Below are 20,290 nucleotides of genomic sequence, written 5' to 3' on the forward strand. Positions count from 1 at the left end.
ATAGTTAAATGACTCAATTGAGAGATGCTTATATTGTTGCGGCAACCCGTACACCAGTTGGCAAAGCCCCACGCGGTATGTTGCGCACGACCCGTCCTGACGACATGTTGGCGCACGTGATCAAAAGTGTGATTGCACAAGTGCCTGAATTTGATTTGCGCGACATCAACGATGTGGTGGCAGGCTGTGCTTTCCCTGAAGCGGAACAAGGCTTGAACATGGCACGTATTGGCGTGTTGCTCGCTGGTTTGCCTAACACCGTTGGCGGTATCACCATTAACCGCTATTGTTCATCAGGCGTGAATGCCTTGCAAATGGCGGCTGACCGCATTCGCACAGGTGAAGCTGACATCACCATCGCCGCAGGCGTGGAATCCATGTCGATGATTCCGATGATGGGCAACAAAGTCGCTTTGAACCCTGCTATTTTTGAAAAAGATGAAAACATTGCGATTGCTTATGGCATGGGTTTGACCGCTGAAAATGTTGCAAATCAATGGAATATTTCGCGCGAAGACCAAGATGCTTTTGCTGTGGAAAGCCATCGCCGTGCTTTAGAAGCGATTGCACAAGGTAAATTCAAAGCTGAAATCAGTCCGATTGAAGCGATTTACCGTTCTGCCAATTTGCAAACGCGTGAAGCGCAAATTGTGCGCAAATTGTTAGACACCGATGAAGGTCCACGTGCAGGCACTTCTTTGGAAGGTTTGGCGAAATTGCGTCCTGTATTTGCGGCCAAAGGCTCTGTGACTGCGGGCAACTCTTCACAAATGTCCGACGGCGCAGGTGCGTTGTTAGTGTGTTCGGAAGAAGCTATGAAGCGTTACGGTTTCACGCCATTGGCGCGTTATGATGGTTTTGCGGTGCGTGGTGTGCCGGCTGAAATCATGGGCATTGGCCCTAAAGAAGCGATTCCTGCGGTATTGAAGTCTTCAGGCCGCTCTTTGGCTGACATCAAATGGATGGAGTTGAACGAAGCGTTTGCTGCGCAAGCGTTGGCAGTGATTCGCGATTTGGAATTGGACACGCAAATTGTCAATCCAAATGGCGGCGCGATTGCTTTGGGTCATCCGTTGGGCGCCACTGGTGCCATTCGTGCAGCGACTGTGATTCACGGTATGCGAGGTCGTGGTGAAACAGGTTATGGCATGGTGACGATGTGTATCGGCACAGGCATGGGTGCGGCAGGTTTGATTGAAGTTTTGTAATTGTAAAGTTTGATTCCCGTTTGCCCTCTTGAGAATTCGAGAGGGTTTTTTTATGCGTGTGTGATAAAAAATTGGCAGGAAAAAGACACTCAAATCAGTTGGAATCCAGTGCATTTTAAAATTTCTGTTGCCATTGCAATGAATAGGGCTGTCTTGAAACGTTTGTTATGAATTTTGAATAATATATTGAGTGAGGATGTGGCTAAAGTGCAGTATTCAAACTGAGTATAAATGTTTATAGATTTGAATTATTGAAGAAAAATAAGTGATTTGGTAAGTCAGTTGGCATTCTGATTATGATGAAATTAATTATTTATATATTCATTATTGTTTCACTTGTCGAAACAGTAATTTGACTGGTGAAATTTATTTTGCATTGTATCTTGATTTCTTGATGTGGTTATGAGAGGCTTTTATAGAAAATAGGATGCAAGATCAAACCTCAAACCGCGCTTTACAGGTCGCCTTTAGGTGTTTTGAAAGCGTTGTTGTCAGACACACAACTTATCATAGTTAGGATATGCAATGAACAAGACTGAAATTACCCAACGTCGTCAAGCAGCCACCGCTCGTGGCGTGGGCATCATGTGCGATTTCTACATCGAAAAAGCCAAAAATGCAGAGTTGTGGGATACCGATGGCAATCGTTATATTGACTTTGCAGGTGGTATTGGTGTGTTGAATACTGGTCATTTGCATCCTAAAGTGCAAGCAGCCGTGGCAGAGCAATTGAACAAATTCAGTCACACTTGTTATCAAGTTGTGCCTTACGAAAGTTATACTTTGGCAGCAGAGCGCATCAATGCCAAAGCGCCTGTTAACGGCACAGCCAAAACATTCTTCTTAACGACTGGTGCAGAAGCAGTAGAAAACGCAGTGAAAGTAGCGCGTTCTTATACAGGCCGCCCAGGCGTGATTTCTTTCCAAAGTGGTTACCACGGTCGTACCAATTTGACTTTGGGCATGACGGGCAAAGTGGCTCCGTACAAATTGGGCTTTGGTCCATTCCCAGCAGACATCGTGCACGCACAATACCCAAATCCATTGTACGGCGTGAGTTCAGAAGACGCTTTGGCCAGCTTGAAATTGCAATTCAAAACCACGATTGACCCAAAACAAGTGGCTGCCATCATCATCGAGCCGATTCAAGGTGAAGGCGGTTTCAACGTCACGCCATTTGATTTCTTGCAAGGCTTGCGCGATTTGTGTGATGAACACGGCATTGTGTTGATTTTTGACGAAGTACAAACAGGCTTTGCACGTACGGGTACTTTGTTTGCAACCGAGCAAACGGGTGTGAAGCCTGATTTGATTACCATGGCCAAATCTTTGGCAGGTGGTTTCCCGATTTCTGGCGTGGTAGGCAAGGCTGAAATCATCGATGCACCTGCTGCAGGCGGCTTGGGTGGCACTTACGCAGGCAGCCCATTGGGTTTGGCGGCTGTTTTGGCGGTGTTGGATGTCATTGAAGAAGAAAAATTGTGCGAACGCTCACAACAATTGGGCGACCAATTGCGTGCACGATTGGAAAGCTTGCAAGAAGCAGTACCACAAATTCGCGTGGTACGTGGTTTGGGCGGTATGATTGCGGTTGAATTCATGAAGCCAGATACCAACGAACACGATCCAGAATTCACCAAACGTGCGCAAACACACGCTTTGGAAAACGGTTTGATTTTGCTCACTTGCGGTATGTATTACAACGTAATGCGCTTCTTATTCCCAGTAACGATTGAAGACGAAGTGTTTGCAGAAGCATTAGACACATTGGAAGCTGCTTTGAAATATGCAGCGACTCAAGCAGCGACTGCTTAATTCCCATTGCGCCAAAAGGCGTCCTGTAACTTACAGGGCGCCTTATTGATATCAAAATATACGAAGGATGATTCAGTATGACTCAAGCAGCAGACATTGCATTGCAATTGAAAGACAGCGCTTTATTCAAAAACCAATCTTATATTAATGGTGAATGGTTGGATGCCGACAGTGGCGAAACCGTTGAAGTGACCAATCCTGCTAATGGTGAAGTCATTGGTACTGTGCCGCAAATGGGTCAAGCAGAAGCGGATCGTGCCGTTACTGCGGCATCTGCGGCATTGAATGCGTGGAAAAACAAATCAGCCAAAGAACGCAGCCAAATCTTGCGCAAATGGTTTGATTTGATGATGGAACACCAAGAAGATTTGGGTAAAATCTTGACCATCGAACAAGGCAAACCTTTGTCAGAAGCCAAAGGCGAAATCGCTTATGGCGCCTCTTACATTGAATGGTATGCCGAAGAAGGCAAGCGTATTTATGGTGACATTATCCCATCATTGGGCTTGGACAAACGCATTTTGGTTACCAAACAGCCCATTGGCGTGTGTGCCGCCATTACGCCTTGGAATTTCCCGAATGCGATGATTACACGCAAAGCTGCGCCAGCTTTGGCAGCAGGTTGTACATTTGTGGTGCGTCCTGCATCGCAAACACCGTTTTCGGCTTTGGCCATTGCTGAATTGGCAGACCGTGCAGGCATTCCTAAAGGTGTGTTCAACGTGTTAACAGGCAGTTCTAGCCAAATTGGCCAAGTGTTGACCAAAGACGACCGTGTGAAAAAATTCAGCTTCACAGGTTCCACTGAGGTCGGTCGCAAACTGATTGAACAATGTGCATCTACGGTGAAAAAAGTATCGATGGAATTGGGCGGCAATGCACCATTTATCGTGTTCAATGATGCTGATTTGGATGCGGCAGTGGAAGGCGCGATGATTTGCAAATTCCGCAATGCAGGTCAAACTTGCGTGTGCGCGAACCGTATTTACGTTCAAAGCGGCGTATATGACCAATTTGTCGCGAAATTCAAAGCAGCCGTAGAAAAATTGTCTATTGGTAGCGGTTTGGAAGCGGGTGTGAATTTTGGTCCTGTGATTGATGCCAATGCAGTGAAAAAAGTGGAAGAGCATATTGCTGATGCCACGAGCAAAGGCGCGAAAGTCGAAATCGGTGGTCAGCCACACGCATTGGGCGGTTTGTTCTTTGAACCGACCATTGTGACGGGTGCGACTCAAGAAATGCAATTTGCCAAAGACGAGACGTTTGGTCCATTGGCACCTGTGTTTAAGTTTGAAACTGAAGCAGAAGTATTAGAGTGGGCGAACGATACCGAGTTTGGTTTGGCGTCTTACTTCTATACTCGCGATATTGGCCGCATTGTGCGCGTGTCTGAAGGTTTGGAATACGGCATGGTGGCGTTGAATACGGGCATTTTGTCTAACGAAGCCGCACCATTTGGTGGCGTGAAACAATCTGGCTTGGGTCGTGAAGGTTCGAAATACGGCATTGAAGATTATGTTGAAGTGAAATATGTATTGTTGGCAGGCTTGGACAAGTAATTCATTTTCATAGCATATTCAAAAGCGTCCTGTAACTTACAGGACGCTTTTTTGTCATGAGTGTAAACATGCTTGTACCTCGTAATGGAATTTACAATCGCTCATGCGGGTGGATTTTTCGGTGAAGAATGCTGCAAATTCATTTTCTCGATAGTGTGAATCCAAGGCTGTGAAGCTTAAAATTAAGCCTTGGTCTGAGTCTTCAAATGGGGCTAAATGTAGTTTTTTTTGTGCATTGATGGGCAAATCGGACAGCAAACACACATCCAACAACATCAACACATGATTGATGGAAATAAAACAAATGACTTTGCCCAGTACATGGGTGATGCCGATGTTGATGCTTAAAGGCGAGGTCAATAAGGCCGAAACTTCTGTATGGCTATCTGTATGTAATTGGTATTGTTTTAAAACGGCTTCTGGCAAATTGGGATTTTTTATATTGTGTAAGAGTTTGGTGGCAATAGGATGTTGTAAAAAATCTTCTCCCAAGTAAGCGGTGAATAAACCCAATGACAAACGCGATAAAAAACGGGTGGCTTCTTGGATGGTGGGTTTGTTTTCAAAGCTTAATGAAACTTGGTTTTGTAATGGTAATAAGGCTTGGAATGGATGTTGGCAATTGGATTGCCATATGCATTTGGCTTGATAAGGCTTTAATTGCTTATTCAGTTGCTGTTGTAATATACGCCATGATTTGGATGCAGTGTCTGTGTTTTTGGGCGGGCTCACATGAATCAACAATGTCATTTTTTGAATGTGCTCAAATTGTTTGCGCACCGATTTTGCGGCTAAAACAATGTCTTCTATGCTCACTTGTTGAATGGTTTGAGGATTAAAAAACAAATACATGGTCGAAGATTGGGCGGACTTTGGCGATGCTGTATGGGATTCTGACTCTACATGACGATGGCGTTTTTGCCAGAATAAAAGATGGTGTGAGTAGGCGTGGTATTCGATGCATTCATCGTTTGGAATGTGATTTTCTAAACTGGGATATTGCTTGAAATCTAGTATTTCAGGTGTGGGCGTTGTTTGATTGAATATTTTGAGCATTTCCGTTTGTAATAAATAAGAATGTAAAAAGGGTTCGTCTATTTGTTTGCTTAAAAGATGATGACAATCGTCACACAATGCCACATGCCTGAGTTTATTGGCACTGTGAGTGCCGCCTAAAGCCATGGGTATGACTGCTTCTGTGAGCGTGGGCTTGTTTTGCTCTTGGCAGATATAACAAGCTTTGTGGAAATGATTCAACATGGTTAATCCTTTGGGTTTTGTAATTGATATGGATATTTTTAAATGCAATGTGAATTTTATCTTGTCTTTTTAAGAGATTGACTTTAATCAAATAAGTTGCTTATTTGTTGAAATTCTAGTCAAATCATAGGTATAAGTAGCAATAAGTGTGCTGTAGGAAAGGTGCAGAATGCTGATAAGGTGCCGTATGAAAATGTCTTGATGGATGTATAAAACTGTATTTTCGTATGGATTTTTTTAATGTGTTTTAGGGTGCTTGGCTTTCACAGGTTTTTTCTTGGGTTTTAGAATGGGATGTTTGTTTTTGGTTAAACGTTACAAATAAGTTGTTCTAAAAATAGCTGGATTAAGTAAAAACTCACCAACCGTTGTAAGGCTTACTTGCAATGAAATAGGTGTATGACGTGCCGTCACGATGAGAAAGAGGTGAAACATGTTGGAAAATATCAAAAGGCTTTCCGAGAAAAGCAAATTAGACACTCAATTGCAAGAAGCCCGTCAAGTGCGCAGCAGGGCGGTTCAATCGGTATTGGAAACTTATTTAGAACATCAAAAAAGGGTGTTAATGCAGGCTTTGAATCAACATGGTTTTGAGGTGGTGGTATTTGAAAACCAGCGGGTGATTAAGGCGGAAATTGGCAGTTTGATGTTGCGCTTTCAATTGCCTGATTTGGGAACACGTTATTTGGGTGCTTTGTCGGTATTGGAATTGTCGGTACACAATGGCACACGGCGCAAAGAGTTTAAAATTTTCATTAAATTGAACCAAACAGAGCAGAAAAACAATGTGCCGATTTTGGTGAAAGATCAAGATGCGAATATGGTGATGGATGCCATTGCAGCGTATCGTGATTTAAGCCATGTCAAAGAAGAAAATTTGGTGTCGCAATTGTTTGAAATCCCGATTTTGGCGGCAACGCCTTTGGGTGTGGACAATTGGGATAAATTAACCGATGTGGCTTTAAGCAAATGCTAAAGCCATAGCATTAATCCTTTTATAATGAATGCCATCAAGCGTCCTGTAAATATTTACAGGACGCTTTGTCATACTTTTGATGGTTTAAATGCATCTCTTATTGCGGGAAATACAATGAAGCGAGGACACGGAGTCTTTGCTATAATTGCCTTCACAATATCTATTTGAAGTGTCTGATTTTGAGTCGACAATCTACCGCCAAAATCCGCGTGGATGGGCAGCCGATGTTTGTTTTGTCTAGCAGCCCGTGGCGCGAATCCAGCTTGGCTTTGGAAGTGTTTAGCCGAGATTATGGGCGTTTGTCCTTGATTGCTCGGAGTGCTCGCAAACGACAAAGTGATTTGCGTGGTGTGTTGATGCCGTTTGTACCTTTACAGGCCGCTTGGTTTGGTCAAAATGAACATTACACTTTGCATACCGCACAATGGTTAGGTGGTTGGGCACAGCCTACAGGACAGGCTTTGATGAGTGCTTGGTATGTGAATGAATTGTTGCTCAAATTGACTGCGCGCGAAGATGCGATGCCGCATTTGTATCAAGGTCTGTGTGAGGTGATGCAGGCTTTGAGTTTCAATCAACAGACTGCCCAAGCCTTGCGTCAATTTGAATGGTGCTTATTGCAAAGCTTGGGCGTGGCACCTGATTTGCGCCAAGATGAGCATGAGCAAGCATTGGATGCACACAGCCAATATTGGATGCGTCCTGAAAATGCACCATTTAAAATCGGTTCGGATGCTCGTATCAATCACATGCGTGATGCAGTTGTGGTAACGGGCGCGACTTTATTGGCATTGCAAGGACAAACACCTTGGAGCGATGTCGCCCACAAAGAGGCTTTGCGTTTGAATCGCAGCCTCATTCAATTTCGATTGCCGCAAGGCTTGCACAGCCGTGATGTTTTGCAGCAATTACAACAATGGAAACAAGACCTCAACCTTCATTTGTAGGAGTCAGTATGTTATTAGGTGTCAATATCGACCACGTAGCGACTTTGCGCAATGCGCGTGGAACCACTTATCCTAGCCCGTTGGAAGCGGCTTTGTTGGCGGAAACGCATGGTGCGGATTTGATTACTTTGCATTTGCGTGAAGACCGTCGTCATATCAAAGATGCGGATGTGGCGTTGATTAAGCAAGTGTTGAAAACCCGCATGAATTTGGAAATGGCATTGACCGAAGAGATGTTGGCGCATGCTTTGGTTATTCAACCTGAAGATGTGTGTTTGGTGCCTGAAAAGCGGGAAGAGGTGACCACAGAAGGCGGTCTGGATGTGGTTGGGCAGCGTAAAAAAGTCGCTAAATATGTGAAAAAACTCAAAGAAGCAGGTATTCGTGTGTCTTTGTTCATTGATGCTGATGCCGATCAAATCATTGCCGCGCATGAAGTTGGCGCGCCTGTGATTGAATTGCATACGGGCGCTTATGCCGATGCTGACAATCATGAAAAACAAGCTTATGAATTGGCACGCATTGCTGCAGGGGCGGAATTGGCGGCGGAATTGGGTTTGGTGGTCAATGCAGGACATGGCTTGAACATTCACAATGTTACACCGATTGCGCAATTGTCACACATTCGTGAATTGAATATTGGTCATGCTTTGATTGCACAATCGGTATTTTTGGGCTTGCCTGAAGCCATTCGACAAATGAAAGAAGTGATGCACCGCGCACGTACTTTGGCAGCGATTCAAGAAGGGTAATGGTTGTAATGATTTATGGTATTGGTACGGATATGGTGGATGTAAAACGCATCGAGCGTTTGTATGAACAATACAAAGATGCGTTTGCTTTGAAAATTTTATCGCGCTTGGAATATTTGGAATGGCAAAGCCATCCGCAGCCTGTGGCATTTTTGGCCAAGCGTTTTGCTGCCAAAGAAGCAGTGAGCAAAGCTTTGAATACGGGTCTGCGCTCGCCTGTGAGTTTGGCTAATATTGGCGTGGTACATGATGCATTGGGCAAGCCTGAATTGTGGTTTGATGAATCTTTGCAAATTTGGTTGGACGAACGAGGTGTCAAGAATGTGCATGTGAGTTTTACCGATGAAGCACATTATTGTTTGGCATTTGTGGTGGCAGAAAAATGAGTGTGAAGTTGACCCATGTGGTTGCGGCGGTGATTTTGAATGAGCGTGGCGAATTTTTATTAAGCTCGCGTCCTGAAGGTAAGGCATATGCTGGATTTTGGGAATTTGCAGGCGGTAAAGTGGAAGCAGGTGAAACCGAATTGGCGGCTTTACAGCGTGAATTGCACGAAGAGCTCGGCATTCAAATTGCTGCTGCGACACCGTGGTTGACCAAAACGTATCGCTATGAACATGCGCATGTGTATTTGCGTTTTTTCCGTGTATTGCCGCAGCAATGGCAAGGCGAGATTCAATGTCGTGAGCAGCAACAATATTCATGGCAACAAGCAGGACGTTTTGATGTGGAGCCGATGTTGCCTGCCAATGGCCCGATTTTGCGTGCTTTGAGTTTGCCTTGGTTGTTAAAAGGGCGTCCTGAAAGCGGTTGGCGTGGTCAAAATGGTGTGGGTGAGGTGTGGATGGCGTTTGATGTGGCCGCTGATGTGGTTTTACACACAAATATGCACTTGCCTACTGTCCAAACAGAAACTTTACATTTGCTGCCTTGGTCTGTGTCTGCGCAAGAATGTGCGGGGGATGGTTGGTGGTGGCGTCCTGTTGCTTTGTCAGATATTGAGACGTTGTGTGTTCAATTGCGCAAGCGTCCTGTAGACATGCCTATGGTGGTTTTGCTTGATGAACATTTAATGAATCAGGCATCGATACTGCAAGACTTGGGTGTGCATGTGGCTGTGACAATGGCAGAGGATACGGCATGAAAAAACATGTATTGTTATTGATTGCCATTGTTATTGTGGCAGCGATTATGGCAAAAATCATTGCGGTGGTGGCGTTTACCGATACCAAGACTGTTCAAGCTTTGGATGCGCCACAAATCACATGCGAGCTGGAAAAAAATTGCGTTTTGGATGCGCAAACCCAAGTGAAAAGTTTGGAGCGTTTGCGTTTGAATCAACCATTTCATGTGGTGTTGCAATCGAATACACCTGTTGAAGAAGTGTCTGTGAGTTTCAGTATGACGGACATGGAAATTGGTTATAACCGTTATAAATTAACGACTGAAGATGGCAAAACATGGAAAACGGAAATCAAACTGCCATTTTGTACACTCAGTCGTGCCGATTACATTGCCACATGGCGTGTGGGTGGGCGCAAATATGAAAGTTTGTTGAATGTCACTGATTAATGTGGGCAAGCTGGTTTTGCATTACAATGAGGCTGAATTCACCATCTTGATACAAAAGGAATTGTCATGATTGCAAAAAAAATCTTGGAAGAAATTTCGTCTAAATTGGGCGATACCATTGCACAAAGTCCTGCCAAAGACATCGAAAAAAACGTCAAAACCTTGATGGGTTCGGCTTTTAATCGCATGGATTTGGTGACGCGTGAAGAGTTTGATATTCAGCAACAAGTGTTGATCAAAACCCGTGAAATGTTGGGTAAATTAGAACAACGTGTGGCTCAATTGGAAGCGGCGCAAGGTTTGACTCAAGTGGAAACGGCAGCTTCGGTAGATACGGCATCTGCTGAAGCTGAAGCGTCTGTGACAGAGGACAAAGCCGCTTCATAAAAGGAGTCTGACATGTCGTTGGCAATGGTGTATTCGAGGGCTTTGACTGGAATGAACGCACCTTTGGTGGAGGTAGAAGCCCACTTAGCCAACGGCTTGCCTGCTTTTAATTTGGTTGGCTTGCCAGACACGGAAGTCAAAGAAAGTCGTGAGCGCGTTCGTGCTGCGATTGTACAATCAGGATTTGAATTTCCTACCAAAAAAATCACGGTCAATTTGGCACCTGCTGATTTGCCCAAAGATTCAGGTCGCTTTGATTTGCCGATTGCGATTGCCATTTTGTTGGCATCAGGTCAAATCAAACCACAACAAACAGACATTTTACAATTTGAATTTGCTGGAGAATTGGCGCTTTCAGGACGCTTGCGACCGATTCGAGGCGCTTTGGCGATGGCTGTGGCTTGTGCTAGCCACCAACGAGCATTTGTTTTGCCTAGTGTGAGTGCAGAGCAAGCGGCATTGTTGCCTGATGCGACGGTGTATGCTGCCGAAAGCTTGAGCCAAGTGGCAGCGCAATTGAATGGTTTGCAGCCGTGGCAAATAGCGCAATATGATGGTGTGGCGCAAACGCCCGAAGCATTGTTGGATTTGGTCGATGTTAAGGGTCAGCACAGCGCACGTTTTGCATTGGAAGTGGCTGCGGCTGGTGGGCATCATTTATTGATGTTAGGGCCGCCAGGCACAGGGAAATCCATGTTGGCGCAGCGTTTGCCCAGTATTTTACCCCCTTTGAATACGCAAGAGCGTTTGAGTTTGGCCAGTATTCGTTCTTTATTGATGCAGAAAACAGCCGATGTTTTGCCTGCGCATCGTCCTTTTATTGCACCACATCACTCTGCTTCATTGGCTTCATTGGTCGGTGGTGGCTCAGACCCTAAGCCTGGCGCGGTTTCTTTGGCGCATCACGGCATTTTGTTTTTGGATGAGTTGCCAGAGTTTGACCGAAAAGTATTGGAATCTTTGCGTGAGCCATTAGAGCAAGGTGAAATTCACATTTCTAGAGCCAAAAGCCATGTGGTATTTCCTGCACAATTTCAATTGGTCGCAGCGATGAATCCTTGTCCTTGTGGTTTTTCAGGACACCCCAGTAAGCCATGCCGTTGTTCTGTGGAAAGCATACAACGCTATCGAGGGAAAATTTCAGGACCTTTGTTAGATCGCATGGATATTATTATTGAAGTACCTGCTTTGGGGCATGATGATTTGATATTGAAAAGCATACCTGAAAGCAGTGCGGCTGTTAAAATGCGTGTACATGACGCTTACATTTTACAACAGCAGCGACAAGGTAAGAGCAATGCGGCTTTAGGGGTTGCGCAATTGCAAAGCTTGGCAAAAATTGAAAATGATGCGCAAGCTTATTTGTCAAAAATAATCAATGATTTGGGCTTGTCTGTGCGTGTGTTTCATCGTTTGTTAAGATTGGCCCGTACCTGCGCAGACTTGCAAAGAAATGATACAGTTAAGGTTCAGCATATCATTCAGGCAATACAGTTGCGAAGGGCGGGGTCAAATCGCTTTAGTTAACATTTAAAACTTGGTAACATAACGCCGATTCTGTCATTCTGCGTTCAGAAAGTACATATTTAATATGAATAAAAAAATGTATCAGCGACAAAGCAAGTCTAAGTCATCGGGGAAAACTTTGACAGGGATTTTGATTGGTTTGATTTTGGGCGCTGTCATTATTGCGGTGTTGTTATGGTTTTTGAATCAAAATCGTGTGCCAACAGAGCCGCAAAAAACATCGCAAAACAAAGATGTCGAAATTATGATTCCCAATCAAGCCGTTTTGCCTGATACGCGAGAGATTTCGGGGTCTGTGGCGTCGGCAGTATCGGTGGTGGAAGAGTCTGTCAGTGGTTGGATAGAGGTGGATGAGGGGCTAGATGAGGCGGATAAATCAGTCAGCTTGTCGCCTGTGATTTTGCCTTCGTCTAAGTCTGAAACAGGACAATCCTCATTGACTGATGAAAAAGCTAAGGACAAACCCGAGCTAAAAAAACAGCCTGAAGTGAAAAAACCAGTTGAACACAAAGCGCCTGTAGCACCAGAGAAGATTAAACCAAGCGCAGAGCAGATTTTAGAGCACGGTAGCGTAGAAAAAGCGCGTGCCGCAGCAAAAACTGAGACTGTTGCGAAAGAAACACCACCTAAAAAAGAAGCTATAAATAAAAAAGCAACGTCCGCCAAAGTGCAAGCGGGTTCTTATGGTAAAACTGAGCAGGCTGAGGCACAGCGTGCGAAGTTGGCATTATTGGGTATTGCTTCACATATCGAGTCCGCTCAGGTGAATGGCAAAACAGTACACCGTGTGCGTACGGAAACTTTGAGTGGCGAGCAAGCAGCTCAAGTGCGTCAAAAGTTACAACAGCAAGGCATTGATGCTATTACGGTAAGTGGCCAATAAACGGTGCGCATCATCAAATAGAAATGCATAAGGAAATAACATGTTACAAAAATGGATTGCAACTGCGGTATTAGCGCTGGGCTTTGTGGGTGTGTCGCAAGCGGCATTGGTTGAGGGGCAAGACTTTGCAGTATTGCCTAAACCTGTACCTCAATTGCAACAGGATAAAATTGAAGTTTTAGAGTTTTTTGGCTATTTCTGTATTCATTGTAAGAACTTAGATCCTACTTTGTTAGCCCATGTGAAAAAAATGCCAAGTGATACTTATTTCCGTGGTGAACATGTGGTGTGGCGACCTGAAGACATTGGTTTGGCGCGTATTACAGCAGCGGTGAATGCTTCTGGTTTAAAATACCAAGCCAACCCTGCGATTTTCAAAGCAGTGATGGATGAGAAGATTAATTTAAGCAATCCTGATGTGTTTAAAGATTGGGTTGTGAAACAAACGGCATTTGATGGTCAAAAATTATTGGCAGCTTACAATGGTTTTCAAAATCAAGCTGAAGCCAAAGCGATGGCGCAATTAAGTGCAGACCATGCCATCCAAAGTACGCCAACGATTATTATTGGCGGCAAATACCGTTTGTTATCTCAAGACATGAATAAATTGGATGAATTGATTGATAAGGTACGTCAAGAGCGTGGTATGCCAGCGGCACAAATCAAAGCGGCAGTGAAAATGCCTGCAACTGGTGCTCGTTTGGCTAAGGCCGCTAATCAATAAACTGAGTGAAAATCAATTTTTGTAGTAGGGCAGCTTATGACAAGCTGCCTTTTTTAGTGCATGCGAGATATCTTGAGGTTGAATGATGAGTTTTTTTGAAGCGATTTTGATTGCAATTGTTGAAGGGTTAACTGAGTTTTTACCCGTTTCTTCAACGGCACATATGATTTTTACCAGTTCATTTTTTGGTATACAAGAAGATACCTTTGTCAAAATGTTTATGGTGTCGATTCAGTTAGGCAGTATTTTGGCTGTGGTTGCCATGTATTGGAAACGCTTTTTTGGCGCCAATAGTAAGCTTTTTTATGTGAAGTTAGCTTTTGCAGTGTTGCCTGCTTTGGTATTAGGTAAATTGTTTGATGATGCAATTGAAGCGGTGTTGGGCAGCCCTCGCCCTATTGCGGTGATGTTAATCATAGGTGGTGTGGTTTTGTTGTTTATAGACAAAGTTTTTCAAAACCCAAGCATTCATTCGGAGCAAGAAATCAGTATTAAAAAAGCAGTGGCGATTGGTTTTTGGCAATGTTTGGCAATGATGCCTGGTACCAGTCGTTCGGCAGCATCTATTATTGGTGGTATGCAGCAAGGTTTATCACGACAAGCTGCTGCAGAATTTTCATTTTTCTTAGCGGTACCAACCATGTTGGCAGTGACCACTTATTCTTTGTTTGTCAAAGAGTGGGGATTAGAAGGTGAGGGCTTGACTGGGGTTGAAATGATGATGGAAACGCCACAGAATTTGTGGTTGTTTTTAGTCGGAATGGTTGTGGCATTTGTGGTCGCAATGATTGCCATTAAGTTTTTTATAGGCATTATCAAGCGTTATGGTTTTAAACCGTGGGGTTGGTATCGTATTGTAGTGGGTATTGTTTTATTGGCTTATTTCAGTTTTTAAGCTTTAAAAATCTATTCAGACAGCTTTTTACTGTGATTTTGGCGCAGCTGTGCTATTATTGAGTGTAAAAAACTGTCGGAGGTGGGTGTAAACCCCGCCTTTTATTTTGTATAAAAAAAGAGAGTTCCTCATGCAATCTTGGCAATTACCTGAATACATTGCCGATATCCTGCCGTCTACTGCACGGCAATTGGAAAGTGCTAAAGAAGCACTACTAGGTCTTTTCAGGGTACACGGTTATGAGCTTGTTAGCCCTCCTTTACTCGAATACACATCTTCCCTTTTATTAGACATTGATGATGGCTTAGCATTGAAAACCATCCGTATTGTTGACCAAATCAGTGGTCGCCAATTGGGTTTGCGTGCTGACATCACCCCACAAGTGGCGCGTATTGATGCTCATTTGTTGTCTGCCAATGATGGTATTAACCGTTTGTGTTATGCAGGTTCGGTTATCCATGCACGTCCAGACAGCTTGTTGAGCACGCGTGAGCCTTTGCAAGTGGGTGCGGAATTGTATGGTTATGAAGGTATTGAGGCTGATGTTGAAATCATTGACTTGATGTTGAAAACATTGAAATTAGCACATGCAAAAAATGTGTATTTGTCATTGGGTCATGTGGGAATTTTTCAAGCATTGGCTGACAAAGCGCAACTCACTGTCGCACAAAGTCGTGAATTATTGTCTTTAATGAAAGACAAAGACAGTGAGGCTGTATTGGCGGCAATGGCTGGTTGGGATATTGACACCATTTGGAAGCAAACTTTTGCGGTATTGCCAACTTTGTATGGTGATGTGGAAACAGTCTTGAGCCGTGCTAAAACTGAATTGCCTGCGATTAAAGGTGTTCAGGACGCTTTGGATGCATTGAAAACCATTTGCAAACAGTTTAAAGAATATAAAGTGCATATCGACTTGTCGATTTTACGCAATGATTCTTATCACACGGGTTTGTTGTTTGCAGCTTATGCGCCAGGTTGGTCTGATGCTTTGGCTCGTGGTGGTCGTTATGATGGTTTGGGTCATCAGTTTGGCCGAGCACGTCCTGCGACAGGCTTTAGCTTAGATTTGCGTGATTTGATTGAAGTGTTGCCACAAAAACCAGCCAAACAAGGTATTAAAGTGGCGGCTCAATGGGCAGTGGATGCCAAAGCCTTTATGGATGAGTTGCGTGCGCAAGGCGAAGTGGTTGTGATTGATTATGTGGGTGACGATGCCAATACATTGCATTGTGACCGTGAATTGGTATTAAAAGACGGGGCATGGATGACTGTGCCTTGTAATTGTTAATTTTGAAGTAGGAATAAACAATGGTTAAGAATGTTGTTGTAGTTGGCTCCCAGTGGGGCGATGAAGGTAAAGGCAAAATCGTTGACTGGTTAACCGACCAAGCCAGCGGTGTGGTGCGTTATCAAGGCGGTCACAATGCGGGACACACTTTGGTAGTCGGCGGTAAAAAAACCGTTTTGCGTTTGATTCCAAGCGGCATCTTACATGCAGGCAAACGTTGCTTCATCGGTTCAGGTGTGGTGGTTTCTCCTGAAGCTTTGTTGAAGGAAATGGCCGAATTGGAAGAGGCTGGTATCGATGTTGCGAAGCAGTTGACTATTGCGCCAACTTGCCCATTGATTTTGCCATACCATGTGGCTTTGGATCATGCACGTGAAGCGGCCAAAGGCGACAAAAAAATCGGTACAACTGGTCGCGGTATTGGCCCAGCTTATGAAGATAAAGTAGCGCGTCGTGCGGTTCGTGTGATGGATTTGTTCCAGCCTGAATTGTTGCGTCAAAAAATCGAAGACGTTTTGGCGATTTATAACTGCCAATTGGTGGGTTTATACGGTCAAGAAGCCATTGAAGCAGATGCGATTTATGATTTAGCTATGAGCTTGGCTGAAAAAATCCGTCCTATGGTCGGTGACGTTTCTCGTACTTTGTACGAAATCAATGAGCGTGGCGAATCTATTTTGTTTGAAGGTGCGCAAGGTACGTTGTTGGACATCGACCACGGTACTTACCCATACGTTACTTCATCTAACTGTGTGGCTGGTGCTGCTTCTGCAGGTGCTGGCGTGGGTCCTCACAAATTGCATTATGTTTTGGGCATCGTTAAAGCTTACACCACTCGTGTGGGTTCAGGTCCATTCCCAACAGAATTGTTTGATGATATCGGCGCAGGCTTGGCAAAACGTGGTAATGAGTTTGGTGCGGTTACAGGTCGCCCACGTCGTTGTGGTTGGTTCGATGCGGCTTTGATGAAGCGTTCGATTCAAGTGAACGGCATTTCAGGTATGTGCGTGACCAAATTGGACGTGATGGATGGCATGGATGAAATCAAAATCTGTGTTGGCTACACATTGCGTGGCGAAACGGTTGATATTTTCCCATTCGGTGCGGACGATGTTGCTGCTTGTGAGCCTATTTACGAAACCATGCCAGGTTGGACTGAATCAACCTTCGGCGTGAAAACGTATGATGCATTGCCTGACAATGCCAAAGCTTACTTGGCGCGTTTGGAAGAAATTTGTGGTGCGAAAATCGCCATCATTTCAACGGGTCCAGACCGTGAAGAAACCATCGTTTTGGAACACCCATTCAAATAATTTGAATGTTGTTTTAAAATAAAGAAAGCGTCCTGTAAATGTTACAGGACGCTTTTTCATGCTGGGATATCAATATAGTATTAAGTAGAGGTCAATTGTTTGGCTTGCTGCTGCCAAACCAAATCACACAACGCATCGGCAGGTGTGAAAGCGGTTGGCGCTTCTATTAACAAATTGCGTACTTCTTCATAATTGCTATTGCGGCAAGCTTGGTCTAAGCGTTCTAATAAAGCTTCTAACTCTGACCATGGCAACATGATTTCATTGGCCGTCATGATGCGTTCATGCGTGCTGCGTGTGACGTTGTCACCAATGAGCAATTCTTCATACAGTTTTTCACCAGGGCGTAAACCTGTAATTTGAATTTCAATGTCACCGTGTAAGTTGTTCGCATCACGAATTTCCAAACCACTTAAACGAATCATTTGTTTGGCCAAATCAATGATTTTGACCGATTCACCCATATCCAATACAAAGACATCGCCACCTTTACCTAATGCACCAGCTTGAATCACCAATTGCGCTGCTTCGGGAATGGTCATGAAGTAACGGGTAATATCTTGATGGGTTAAGGTAATAGGGCCACCAGCTTCAATTTGCTTTTCAAATACAGGAACCACCGAGCCAGATGAGCCCAATACATTGCCAAATCGTACCATGCAAAAACGGGTTTCGTGGTCAACTCGAGCGGCCAAAGCTTGTAATACCAATTCAGCCATGCGCTTACTCGCCCCCATCGTATTGGTAGGACGCACCGCTTTATCAGTTGAAATCAATACAAAAGTTTCTACTTTGGCTTCAATGGCTGCAAGCGCACAGTGTAAAGTGCCATAAATATTATTACGCACACCTTCAATCGTATTGAACTCTACCATTGGCACATGTTTATAAGCTGCTGCATGGTAAATGGTTTGTACATCATAAGCATGCATGACAGTGAATAAGCGCTTTTGATGCTGCACCGAACCGAGTAAAGGAATCAGTTCGATATTAAGACCTTTGGCATTGATGTGCTCGCGCAATTCTTTTTCTATGCTATATAGCAAAAATTCAGAAAGCTCAAACAACAGCAAAGCCTTGGGCTGGTTGGCAATGATTTGACGGCACAGCTCAGAGCCAATGGAACCACCCGCACCAGTGACCATGACAATTTTATTCATGATATTGGCTTGAATCAGTTCTGCAATCGGTTCAACAGGCGTACGTCCTAGTAAATCGATGACCGAAACCTTTTTTAAACTTTGGATGCTGATTTTGCCTTCTACCAGCTCTAACATGCCGGGGATGGCGAGTACTTCTAAGTTTAATGGCTCTAAAAACTCTAAAATTTCTTTTTTGCTCTCGCGGCTCAAGCTAGGAATGGCCAGTAGAATTTTTTCTACATCATATTTCTGCACCAATTGTTGTATTTGCTGGGGCGAGTAGACAGTCAAATTATTGACAGTTGTATATTGCCTTTGAGCATCATCATCCACAAAAGCCACTGCATAATAGTGCTCTACTTGGCGTATGGCTTCTAGTAATTGGGTACCAGATTGTCCTGCGCCATAAATGATAACTGGCGTATTTTTATCGAGATAACTCTCCCGAATCCATTCACGGACTATCAAACGAGAACTGATAGTACCTACCAGTAAAACAAAAAAATACAAAATAGGTACACTACGAGGAAGTGGAAAATTGCTAAAAAATCCAATAATGACCAATGCCAAGACTGAAATGCTACTGCCTACAAGGCAGATAAACATCATTTTGGTCCCGACATAGCGAATCACTGCTCGATATAATCCTAATTTAATAAAGGTGGTGATGGTTACAATCAGTGTAACACCTAAAACAATCCAATTAGGCACAGACAAGAGGGGTGCTAATTCAAACGTAAAACGTACCAAATAAGCAAACCAAAAAGCCAAACAAATCATGATAATATCATGAGCAATGAATATGGCTTTTTTAGCTGAGCGCGGTAAAGTTAAAATAGCATTGTAACGCATAAATTAATCTGCACAGGCTTGAGTGATGATAGAGTGAATGATGTCGATATAAGCATCCATTTCCTCATCGGTGATGGATGGGTGAGTCAAGAACATCAAGCTGGTTTCGCCTAATTCAATTGCATTGGGTAATCGTTTTTCAGGACGCCAAGGCGTGTTATCAAAGGCTTTTTCTAGATAAACTTCTGAGCAGCTGCCTTGCATGCAAGGATAACCAGTAGCGGCAATTTCAGATACAATTCGGTCTCGGTTCCAACCTGATTTAAGGTTTTCAGGACGAACAAATGCATAAAACTTGTATTGTGCATGTTCAATATAATCAGCCACTTCGACCAAGCGAATGCATTTGAACGCTTGCAACACTTGAGTGAGACGCGCTGCATTTTGTTGGCGTTGCTGTGTCCATAATGGCATTTGGCGCAATTGAATACGTCCAATGACTGCTTGCATTTCCATCATGCGCCAATTGGTACCAAAACTCTCATGTAACCAGCGGAAACCTGCTGGATGGGTGCGATTGTAAATGGCATCATAACTTTTACCATGGTCTTTATATGACCACATTTTGTTCCATAGACTTTCATCATTGGTTGTGACCATACCACCTTCACCGCCTGTGGTCATGATTTTGTCTTGGCAAAAAGACCAAGCACCGATATGACCAATGGATCCTACAGGATGACCTTTATATACAGCACCATGAGCTTGTGCACAATCTTCAATGACATACAAATTATGTTGTGCAGCCAAAGCCATGATGTCATCCATTTCAGCAGGCATACCAGCTAAGTGAACAACGATAATGGCTTTGGTATTGGGTGTTAAAACAGCTTCAATGCTTTGAGCAGTAATATTTTGACTGTTTAAGTCGATATCAGCAAAAATAGGATTGGCACCAGTGGTAATAATGCTTGAAACTGAAGCTAAAAATGTACGAGAGGTCACAATGACATCATCACCGTTACCAATATTCAATGCCTTCAATGCGACATCTAACGCCAACGTACCATTGCCAAGAGCAACAGCATATTTGGTGTTGATGTATTTAGCAAATTCTTGCTCAAATTGACGACATTCTTGACCAGTCCAATAATTGACTTTATTAGAGAGTAAGACATTTTTAACAGCATCAGCTTCTTCATGACTAAAACTTGGCCATGGTGATAATTTGGTATTTAACATAATTT

General features: G+C 43.8%; 19 protein-coding genes. 16 read left to right on the top strand and 3 right to left on the bottom strand.

Annotated elements, in window-relative coordinates; translation table 11 throughout:
• Positions 1-8 precede the first annotated feature (8 nt).
• The 3 genes from H150_RS0106705 (at position 9) to H150_RS0106715 (ending at position 4,582) form a co-directional block, all read left to right on the top strand.
• Positions 9-1,208 carry an acetyl-CoA C-acyltransferase gene (locus tag H150_RS0106705; protein ID WP_019958283.1) on the top strand — a complete coding sequence of 400 codons (1,200 nt, stop codon included), beginning with the start codon at positions 9-11 and terminating at the stop codon, positions 1,206-1,208.
• 525 nt (positions 1,209-1,733) lie between these two features.
• Complete coding sequence (gabT, locus tag H150_RS0106710; protein ID WP_019958284.1) at positions 1,734-3,023, top strand: 4-aminobutyrate--2-oxoglutarate transaminase; 1,290 nt, start codon at positions 1,734-1,736, stop codon at positions 3,021-3,023.
• A 77-nt stretch (positions 3,024-3,100) separates the two neighbouring features.
• Positions 3,101-4,582: an NAD-dependent succinate-semialdehyde dehydrogenase gene (locus H150_RS0106715; protein ID WP_019958285.1), complete on the top strand. Its 1,482-nt coding sequence runs from the start codon at positions 3,101-3,103 to the stop codon at positions 4,580-4,582.
• A 54-nt stretch (positions 4,583-4,636) separates the two neighbouring features.
• Here H150_RS0106715 and H150_RS0106720 read toward each other — a convergent pair whose 3' ends face one another.
• Positions 4,637-5,842 (bottom strand): HNH endonuclease, encoded by a 1,206-nt coding sequence (locus H150_RS0106720; RefSeq protein WP_019958286.1) that lies wholly within the window; start codon positions 5,840-5,842, stop codon positions 4,637-4,639.
• Between the two features lie 433 nt (positions 5,843-6,275).
• Here H150_RS0106720 and H150_RS0106725 point away from each other — a divergent pair, with 433 nt between their 5' ends.
• The 13 genes from H150_RS0106725 (at position 6,276) to H150_RS0106790 (ending at position 17,109) form a co-directional block, all read left to right on the top strand.
• Positions 6,276-6,818: a hypothetical protein gene (locus H150_RS0106725; protein WP_019958287.1), complete on the top strand. Its 543-nt coding sequence runs from the start codon at positions 6,276-6,278 to the stop codon at positions 6,816-6,818.
• A gap of 224 nt (positions 6,819-7,042) precedes the next feature.
• On the top strand, positions 7,043-7,765 hold the full coding sequence (recO, locus tag H150_RS0106730) for a DNA repair protein RecO (RefSeq protein ID WP_019958288.1): 723 nt from the start codon (positions 7,043-7,045) through the stop codon (positions 7,763-7,765).
• 8 nt (positions 7,766-7,773) lie between these two features.
• Positions 7,774-8,517 (top strand): pyridoxine 5'-phosphate synthase, encoded by a 744-nt coding sequence (pdxJ, locus tag H150_RS0106735; protein ID WP_019958289.1) that lies wholly within the window; start codon positions 7,774-7,776, stop codon positions 8,515-8,517.
• 8 nt (positions 8,518-8,525) lie between these two features.
• Positions 8,526-8,903 carry a holo-ACP synthase gene (gene acpS, locus H150_RS0106740; RefSeq protein ID WP_026353545.1) on the top strand — a complete coding sequence of 126 codons (378 nt, stop codon included), beginning with the start codon at positions 8,526-8,528 and terminating at the stop codon, positions 8,901-8,903.
• Positions 8,900-9,661, top strand: coding sequence for an NUDIX domain-containing protein (locus tag H150_RS0106745; protein ID WP_019958291.1), 762 nt, complete (start codon positions 8,900-8,902; stop codon positions 9,659-9,661). Before acpS ends, H150_RS0106745 begins: the two co-directional genes overlap by 4 nt.
• Positions 9,658-10,089, top strand: coding sequence for a hypothetical protein (locus H150_RS0106750; RefSeq protein WP_019958292.1), 432 nt, complete (start codon positions 9,658-9,660; stop codon positions 10,087-10,089). Before H150_RS0106745 ends, H150_RS0106750 begins: the two co-directional genes overlap by 4 nt.
• 66 nt (positions 10,090-10,155) lie before the next feature.
• Positions 10,156-10,476, top strand: a complete 321-nt coding sequence (locus H150_RS0106760; protein WP_019958293.1) for an accessory factor UbiK family protein — start codon at positions 10,156-10,158, stop codon at positions 10,474-10,476.
• Between the two features lie 12 nt (positions 10,477-10,488).
• Positions 10,489-12,003, top strand: a complete 1,515-nt coding sequence (locus H150_RS0106765) for a YifB family Mg chelatase-like AAA ATPase (RefSeq protein ID WP_019958294.1) — start codon at positions 10,489-10,491, stop codon at positions 12,001-12,003.
• A gap of 64 nt (positions 12,004-12,067) precedes the next feature.
• Positions 12,068-12,886 (top strand): SPOR domain-containing protein, encoded by an 819-nt coding sequence (locus H150_RS0106770; protein WP_081619558.1) that lies wholly within the window; start codon positions 12,068-12,070, stop codon positions 12,884-12,886.
• Positions 12,887-12,926: 40 nt separating this feature from the next.
• The gene (locus H150_RS0106775; protein WP_019958296.1) at positions 12,927-13,610 is read left to right on the top strand and encodes a thiol:disulfide interchange protein DsbA/DsbL; all 684 of its coding nucleotides are present in this window, start codon (positions 12,927-12,929) and stop codon (positions 13,608-13,610) included.
• Positions 13,611-13,692: 82 nt separating this feature from the next.
• Complete coding sequence (locus H150_RS0106780; RefSeq protein WP_019958297.1) at positions 13,693-14,505, top strand: undecaprenyl-diphosphate phosphatase; 813 nt, start codon at positions 13,693-13,695, stop codon at positions 14,503-14,505.
• Between the two features lie 130 nt (positions 14,506-14,635).
• Positions 14,636-15,796, top strand: a complete 1,161-nt coding sequence (locus H150_RS0106785; RefSeq protein ID WP_019958298.1) for an ATP phosphoribosyltransferase regulatory subunit — start codon at positions 14,636-14,638, stop codon at positions 15,794-15,796.
• 20 nt (positions 15,797-15,816) lie between these two features.
• Positions 15,817-17,109, top strand: a complete 1,293-nt coding sequence (locus H150_RS0106790; RefSeq protein WP_019958299.1) for an adenylosuccinate synthase — start codon at positions 15,817-15,819, stop codon at positions 17,107-17,109.
• 80 nt (positions 17,110-17,189) lie between these two features.
• On the opposite strand, the gene H150_RS0106795 is transcribed toward H150_RS0106790, so the two are convergent.
• Positions 17,190-19,103, bottom strand: a complete 1,914-nt coding sequence (locus H150_RS0106795; protein WP_019958300.1) for a polysaccharide biosynthesis protein — start codon at positions 19,101-19,103, stop codon at positions 17,190-17,192.
• Between the two features lie 3 nt (positions 19,104-19,106).
• Entirely contained in the window at positions 19,107-20,285 is a 1,179-nt protein-coding gene (locus H150_RS0106800) for a DegT/DnrJ/EryC1/StrS family aminotransferase (RefSeq protein ID WP_019958301.1), read from the bottom strand.
• Positions 20,286-20,290: the final 5 nt, after the last annotated feature.

This window comes from Vitreoscilla stercoraria DSM 513, from assembly GCF_000382305.1.
Classification (GTDB): Bacteria; Pseudomonadota; Gammaproteobacteria; order Burkholderiales; family Neisseriaceae; genus Vitreoscilla; species Vitreoscilla stercoraria.

Bases quoted from the DNA above. Each gene is read 5' to 3' on its own strand.
- H150_RS0106705 (WP_019958283.1), top strand. From the start codon at position 9: ATGACTCAATTGAGAGATGCTTATATTGTTGCGGCAACCCGTACACCA.
- gabT (WP_019958284.1), top strand. From the start codon at position 1,734: ATGAACAAGACTGAAATTACCCAACGTCGTCAAGCAGCCACCGCTCGT.
- H150_RS0106715 (WP_019958285.1), top strand. From the start codon at position 3,101: ATGACTCAAGCAGCAGACATTGCATTGCAATTGAAAGACAGCGCTTTA.
- H150_RS0106720 (WP_019958286.1), bottom strand. From the start codon at position 5,842: ATGTTGAATCATTTCCACAAAGCTTGTTATATCTGCCAAGAGCAAAAC.
- H150_RS0106725 (WP_019958287.1), top strand. From the start codon at position 6,276: ATGTTGGAAAATATCAAAAGGCTTTCCGAGAAAAGCAAATTAGACACT.
- recO (WP_019958288.1), top strand. From the start codon at position 7,043: ATGTTTGTTTTGTCTAGCAGCCCGTGGCGCGAATCCAGCTTGGCTTTG.
- pdxJ (WP_019958289.1), top strand. From the start codon at position 7,774: ATGTTATTAGGTGTCAATATCGACCACGTAGCGACTTTGCGCAATGCG.
- acpS (WP_026353545.1), top strand. From the start codon at position 8,526: ATGATTTATGGTATTGGTACGGATATGGTGGATGTAAAACGCATCGAG.
- H150_RS0106745 (WP_019958291.1), top strand. From the start codon at position 8,900: ATGAGTGTGAAGTTGACCCATGTGGTTGCGGCGGTGATTTTGAATGAG.
- H150_RS0106750 (WP_019958292.1), top strand. From the start codon at position 9,658: ATGAAAAAACATGTATTGTTATTGATTGCCATTGTTATTGTGGCAGCG.
- H150_RS0106760 (WP_019958293.1), top strand. From the start codon at position 10,156: ATGATTGCAAAAAAAATCTTGGAAGAAATTTCGTCTAAATTGGGCGAT.
- H150_RS0106765 (WP_019958294.1), top strand. From the start codon at position 10,489: ATGTCGTTGGCAATGGTGTATTCGAGGGCTTTGACTGGAATGAACGCA.
- H150_RS0106770 (WP_081619558.1), top strand. From the start codon at position 12,068: ATGAATAAAAAAATGTATCAGCGACAAAGCAAGTCTAAGTCATCGGGG.
- H150_RS0106775 (WP_019958296.1), top strand. From the start codon at position 12,927: ATGTTACAAAAATGGATTGCAACTGCGGTATTAGCGCTGGGCTTTGTG.
- H150_RS0106780 (WP_019958297.1), top strand. From the start codon at position 13,693: ATGATGAGTTTTTTTGAAGCGATTTTGATTGCAATTGTTGAAGGGTTA.
- H150_RS0106785 (WP_019958298.1), top strand. From the start codon at position 14,636: ATGCAATCTTGGCAATTACCTGAATACATTGCCGATATCCTGCCGTCT.
- H150_RS0106790 (WP_019958299.1), top strand. From the start codon at position 15,817: ATGGTTAAGAATGTTGTTGTAGTTGGCTCCCAGTGGGGCGATGAAGGT.
- H150_RS0106795 (WP_019958300.1), bottom strand. From the start codon at position 19,103: ATGCGTTACAATGCTATTTTAACTTTACCGCGCTCAGCTAAAAAAGCC.
- H150_RS0106800 (WP_019958301.1), bottom strand. From the start codon at position 20,285: ATGTTAAATACCAAATTATCACCATGGCCAAGTTTTAGTCATGAAGAA.